Raw genomic sequence first — 5,460 nt, 5'->3', positions numbered from 1 at the left:
CACGTCGCGTCCGGCGAGCGACACGTGGCCGCCCCGGCGGGCGCGGAGGTCCCGCTCCCGGCCCACGTCGCGCACGCGCTCGACTCCCGCGGCGTCGACGCCGCGGAGAACGTCGTCCGGCACGCCGTCGTCGCGGCGTTCGACCCGGACGTGACCAAGCGCGACGGCGCCCGCGACGCCGTCCGCGACGTGGCCGCGCAGGGCCCCGTCGGGCTCCTCTCGAACTGCGCCGTGCCAGAGCTCGTCTCCAAGACGCTGATCCGCGCCGGGCTCCGCGGCGAGTTCGACGCGGTCACGACCAGCGTCGGCTGCGGCTGGCGCAAACCCCACCCGACGGCGTTCGAGACCGCGGCCGACGCGCTCGGTGTCGCCTCCGAAACGCTGGTCCACGTCGGCGACGAGCCAGCCACCGACGGGGGGATCGAAGACGTCGGCGGTCGCTTCGTCGACGTGACCGAGACGCCGCTCCCGCGGATCGCGGCCGAGCTCGAAGCCGAGCCGTAGCGTCGTTTCTTCTCGAACTCAGCCGCCTCGGTTTATCTGTAACTGTCTCGATCGCGGGGCAGCCGAGCCGCCCACTCCTCGCCGAGCCGCCCCTCCGCGAGGAGCTTTTCCAGATGCGCGACGACCGTCGCCCGCGCGAGGTCCGCGACGCCGGTCAGGTCCTTCTCGTAGGCGGCGTCGACGACCGCGTCCACGCCGCTCGCGCCGGCCTCGACCGCCTCGAGGACCGCTCGCTCGCGGTCCAGCCGGTGGTCGGTCAGCCGGTCGCAGACCGCCGTCGGGTCGTCGATCGCGGGGCCGTGTCCCGGATAGAGGCGGTCGTAGCCGGCGTCGCGGACGCGTTCGAGGCTGTCGAGGTACTCGCGGAGGTCGCCCTCGGGCGCGCCCACCACGACGCTCCCCTCGGCGACGGCGAGGTCGCCGCAGAGCAGCGCGCGGGGGGCGGCCCCCTCTTCCGCTTCGCCTTCCCCGCCCTCTTCCGCCACCGCGAAGGCGACGTGGTCCGGCGCGTGGCCGGGCGTGTCGACCGCGCGGGCGGCGGTGTCCCCGACGGTCTCACCGTCCTCGAACGTCCCGTCGGGCCCCGCGCCGGTCGCCTCCGCGAACCGGTCGGCGTGGTCCGCGTGCGCGAAGACGGGCGCCCCCGTGAGCCGCGCGTACGCGGCGACCGCGCCGACGTGGTCCGGATGCGTGTGCGTCACCGCGATCGCGTCGATCGCGGCGGTCCCCGGCTCCCCGTTGTCCCTCCTCTCGCCGCTCGCTCCGTCGAGCCCGATCGCGGCGTCGAGCGCGTCGATACGGGCGGCGGGGTCGACGAGTAACCCGCCGGCGACGTAGGCGTTCGTCGTCCCGCCCGGGGCCCGAGTGTCGACCGGGACCGGGACGCGAGCGACCGGCGGATCGGGGGTCGAGGCGGGCATTCTCAGTCGCCGCGGCCGACCGAGGAGCCCTCGCGCCGGTCGAGCAGGGAGCGCGCGGCCGGCCCGGGGCCGGACCCGGCGCGCTCGCGTCCGGGGATCGGCACGTCGACGTCGTCGGCGACGGCGAACCGCGAGAGGTCGGCGACGCCGGCGTCGACCTCCTCGACCGACCCGTACGGGCGCCCGACGACGATGTCTCCGGCCTTGCTTCGGTTGATCCCGGGGATCGCGGTCAGCTCGTCCATCGACGCCGCGTTGACGTCGAGGGGGTACGGGACGCCCGTCACGGAGCGGTAGCCGTGGTCCGTGATCGCCACGTCGATGGCGGTGCCGAGCTCGCGCTCGCCGGGGACGGCGACGAGGAGCGCGTAGGTGCCGAGCTGGCGGCCGAACGTCTTCCCGTCCTGGTGGTACTCCAGGTGCACGTCCGGAAGGACCGTCCCCGGCGGGACGACGCGGTCGAGCATCGGGTTGTCGACCGTCTCGCGGACCTCCCGCTTGTACGCCTGGAACTGGTCTTTGTGCTCCTGGGCGATGTCCGCGCCCGTCTCGGCCATCTCGGTGCCGGCGAACGCCATCACCTGCCGGATGTTGATCCGGCGGAGCATGAGCCCCTCGTCGTACACCGTCTGGAGGAACCGCTTGTTGTGCTCGTACGTCTCCGGGCGCTCGCCGGCGAGCCCGTGGACGAGGTTGATCCCGGGGAGGAGCTTCGGCAGCCGCGGCGAGGCGTCCGGCCCGGTCGAGGGGCCGGTCACCCGGTCGTCCGGGCCGGGCGTCGCCGCCGCGGTGTCCCCCGGCCGCCACCCGCCCTCCTCGTTGACGACGCGGACGGCCTCCAGGCACTCCTCGGCCGTGACGAGCAGGTTGTTCTGCTCCTGGACGACCGGGTCGGCCGATTCGAGCCCGAACGCGGCGGTGTCGCCGGGCGTGTTGTGCGCGGCGATGACGCGGATCGCCTCGCGGGAGGCCTCGGGGTAGTCGGTGATCGTCACCGGGTTCATGTTGTCGAGGTGGAGCGTCTGCAGGTCGGGCGCGGCCTCGCGGATCCCGCCGTACAGCTCGCGGAGCGCGTCGGGGTTCGGCGCCTCGCCGTCGCCGCCGAACGCGAGGATGTCGGCCTGCCGACCGAGCCGGAAGTGTTTGACCCCCCGGTCGGAGAGCGCGTCGACCTCGTCGACGACGGAGCGCGCCTCGCGGAACGCCGGGCTCCCGTACAGCGGCTCCGTGCAGAACGAACAGCGGTAGGCGCAGCCGCGGGAGGTCTCCATCTCGCAGATGAGGTAGTCCGGGTGGTTCGGATGCTGCTCGACGACGAACGCCCCCTTCTCGGCCCACCGGTCGATCTCGGCGTTGTCGCGCATCCGATTGCCGAACCCCTCTAACCCCTCGCGCACGAGGTCGTACGCGGCCGCCTCCACGTCGCCCATGGCGACGAAGTCGTAGTCGAGATCGTCGCGCTCAGTCTCCGTCGCGCCCGCGTTCTCCTCGCCGACGCCGAACCGCACCGGCCCGCCGAGCAGGGTAACGCCGTCCGCGGTCCACCCCAGTTCGCGGACCTCGTCGGGCTCGGCCGGCGTCCCGCCCACGTACTTCCCGGGGACCGTCATCCCGCCGACGTACACCATGAGGTCGGCGTCGGCGACGTCGGCGCGTTTGCCCCGATCCTCGCGAAGCTCGTCGATCGTGTGGTAGGTGATCCGCGACTCGGGGACGCCCGCGTCGACGAGCGCGCCGGCCGTGTACCGCGGGTACGTCGAGATGTACGGGGGGACGCCGAAGTGCGCCGGCTCGTCGACGTAGCCGTCGACGATGGTGACGGAGAGGTCGTTCGGGTCGGGCGGGAGCGAGCCCTGACCCGACGCGGGCGAATCGGTCATGTTGACCCACCGTAGTCGGCCGAGACGGGAAAAGCGTGCGGAACGCCGGGGGACGCCGGATCGCTTATGCTGGAACGCGCGGAAGCGCCGGCCGTGCCCTCCCAGACGCCCCCGACCGGTGAGACGCCCTCGGGCGACGACGCGCCCCCGGCCGCCGACGAGTCCCCTCGCTGGCAGCGAGTCGGAAACTACGTCTCGTTCGCCGCGCTCTGCGCGCTCGCCGCGGTGCAGTTCCTCGGTACCGACCCCCGGCCGTGGGGCCTCGCCGCCGGCTGGGCCGGGGCCACCGCCGTCGCCCTCGGGCCGATCGCGTGGCTCGCCCGCGACCGGCTCCCGCCGGACCGACTGGAGACGCTGACGTACGTCGCCTTCGGCGCCGCGGTCCTCGCGATCGCCGTCGGGCTGGGCGTCGCGCTCGCGTTCGGGGTCCCGTATTACCCGTACGGTCCCGGCTTCCTCGCTGGCGTCGCGTTCGGCACCGCAGTCGTCGCCGCCGCCGAGCGCGCGATTGTTCCGGAGCGGCTCCGCGGCACGGGCTTATAAACCCCGACGGCCGCAAACGCCTCTCTCAGGCGTAGACGACGTTCCTCTCAAGCGCAGACGACGTTCCTCTCAACCGCAGACGACGTCCTTCTCAAGCGTAGATGTACCCCTCGAGCGCCACCGCGTCGGGGTCGTCGAACGCGGCGGCGTCCGTCTCGTAGCTCCGCTCCCACGCCCCGAACGCCCCGACGCAGGCGGCGACGGCGTCGAGCGCGTCGCCGCCCGCGTCCGCGACCATCGAGTCCGCGAGCCCCGTTCCGGATTTATAAACGACCGCGGCCTCCTCGACCAGCCCCTCGGCGTTCCGCCGCCGGCGGGTCGCCGCCGACTCGCCGCCTCCCTTGTAGTTCGTCCGACAGAGGCCGAGTCGGTCCAACACCGCGGCCGGGTACGTCTCGACGACCGTCGGCCCCGGCGGCGCCTCGGGCCGCCAGCCCTGGCCCGCCAGGTCCATCGGCGCGAACCGGACGTCGTCGGCGACGGGTGCGAGCACGTCGCGCATGCCGTAGAAGGCGATCGTGTCGGCGATGAAGCCGTACGGCGACCGCGCGCCGACGGCGGCGTCGGTCCGACGCTTGTCGTACGTCCCCTCGCCGTACCGCTCGGTCAGTCCGACGCAGCGCTCGGCGAACGCGCGGACCGGGTCGCCCGTCCCGTCGGGCTCGTCGCCGTCACCGCCGTCGTCGCGTTCGCCGGCGCCTCCGGCAGCCCCGCCGACGCCGATCGATTCCGGGAACTCGCTTATAACTGACCGCCACGACTCGTTGCCGGTCTCCTCGGCGACGAACCGCGGCAGTCCGAACGGGAAGTCGGCTCCGACCACCGCGCGCTCGTCGAGGGTGCGGATCCACGCCGCGAGCGCCGGGAGGGCGTCCTCGCGGCCGGCGCCTCGGCCGCCGTCGTCGTCGAGGCCGGTGAGCTCGGCGAGCGAGCGGAGCTCGGTCACGAGTAGCTCGTCGCTCCCGGCGTCGATCGTTCCGCTCGCGATCCACGTCTTCCGTCCCGCGTCGTTCGCGGCCGCGCTGAAGTCGACGCCGTGGACGCGGACCGGATCGCCGCCCGCGCGGACGAAGCCGCCATCGTCGCGGATGCGGTCCATGTACGGACGGCCGCCGCCACGCCGTTTAAGCCCTCGCCGATACAACGGTATCGTATATGCCATCGACGATGGAGGTCAAGTGCGAGAGCGACGACTGTGAGCTCGACATGTTCGAGAACCACTACACGTACGACGTACCCGACGATCACGTCGTCGAGGACCTCACGTGTCCGTACTGCGGCGGGACCAACCTCGCCGAGATCGAGGTGTAGCCCGTGAGCGAACTCGTCGAGACCGGGCGGTCAATCGTCCGTCGCGCCCTCGAGAGCGTCGGCCGCGGGTGGAGCAAGATGCAGGAGCGTCGCCCGCTCTCGTACGACCTCCTCGAGAGCGACGACGCCTACCTCGTCGTCTTCGACGCCCCCGGCGTCCGCGGCGAGGACCTGAACGTGACGTTCCTCGATCACACCGTCGAGGTCGAACTCGACCGGTTCCGCGACTTCTACGACGGCTACGAGATGCTGTTCCCCGGACGGGGGATCTCCCTCTCCGGGAGCGCGGACCTCCCCCGCGA

The 5,460-nt window shown here is 72.9% G+C and carries 7 protein-coding genes; 4 read left to right on the top strand and 3 right to left on the bottom strand.

Annotated features, from left to right (window positions below; all coding sequences use genetic code 11):
• On the top strand, positions 1–504 hold a 504-nt coding region (locus OQF71_RS13620; RefSeq protein WP_280588329.1), incomplete at its 5' end, for an HAD family hydrolase.
• Between the two features lie 32 nt (positions 505–536).
• Here OQF71_RS13620 and OQF71_RS13615 read toward each other — a convergent pair.
• On the bottom strand, positions 537–1,424 hold the full coding sequence (locus OQF71_RS13615) for an MBL fold metallo-hydrolase (RefSeq protein WP_280588328.1): 888 nt from the start codon (positions 1,422–1,424) through the stop codon (positions 537–539).
• A gap of 2 nt (positions 1,425–1,426) precedes the next feature.
• Positions 1,427–3,304 (bottom strand): radical SAM protein, encoded by a 1,878-nt coding sequence (locus OQF71_RS13610; protein WP_280588326.1) that lies wholly within the window; start codon positions 3,302–3,304, stop codon positions 1,427–1,429.
• Positions 3,305–3,370: 66 nt separating this feature from the next.
• Between OQF71_RS13610 and OQF71_RS13605 the strand changes: the two genes are divergently transcribed.
• On the top strand, positions 3,371–3,847 hold the full coding sequence (locus tag OQF71_RS13605) for a hypothetical protein (RefSeq protein WP_280588325.1): 477 nt from the start codon (positions 3,371–3,373) through the stop codon (positions 3,845–3,847).
• A gap of 91 nt (positions 3,848–3,938) precedes the next feature.
• Here the strand turns inward: OQF71_RS13605 and OQF71_RS13600 are convergent, their stop codons facing one another.
• Complete coding sequence (locus OQF71_RS13600; RefSeq protein ID WP_280588323.1) at positions 3,939–4,946, bottom strand: DUF429 domain-containing protein; 1,008 nt, start codon at positions 4,944–4,946, stop codon at positions 3,939–3,941.
• Between the two features lie 56 nt (positions 4,947–5,002).
• Here OQF71_RS13600 and OQF71_RS13595 point away from each other — a divergent pair, with 56 nt between their 5' ends.
• Both OQF71_RS13595 and OQF71_RS13590 read left to right on the top strand, forming a co-directional pair.
• Complete coding sequence (locus OQF71_RS13595; RefSeq protein WP_280588321.1) at positions 5,003–5,158, top strand: hypothetical protein; 156 nt, start codon at positions 5,003–5,005, stop codon at positions 5,156–5,158.
• Between the two features lie 3 nt (positions 5,159–5,161).
• Positions 5,162–5,460: Hsp20/alpha crystallin family protein (locus OQF71_RS13590; RefSeq protein WP_280588320.1), on the top strand; the 299-nt coding region annotated here is incomplete at its 3' end.

Origin of the sequence: Halorubrum sp. Boch-26 (assembly GCF_029889805.1) — an archaeon.
Taxonomy (GTDB): Archaea; Halobacteriota; Halobacteria; order Halobacteriales; family Haloferacaceae; genus Halorubrum.
Note: the sequence above shows the minus strand (reverse complement) of the source record. Positions and strands in the feature narration are given on the sequence as shown.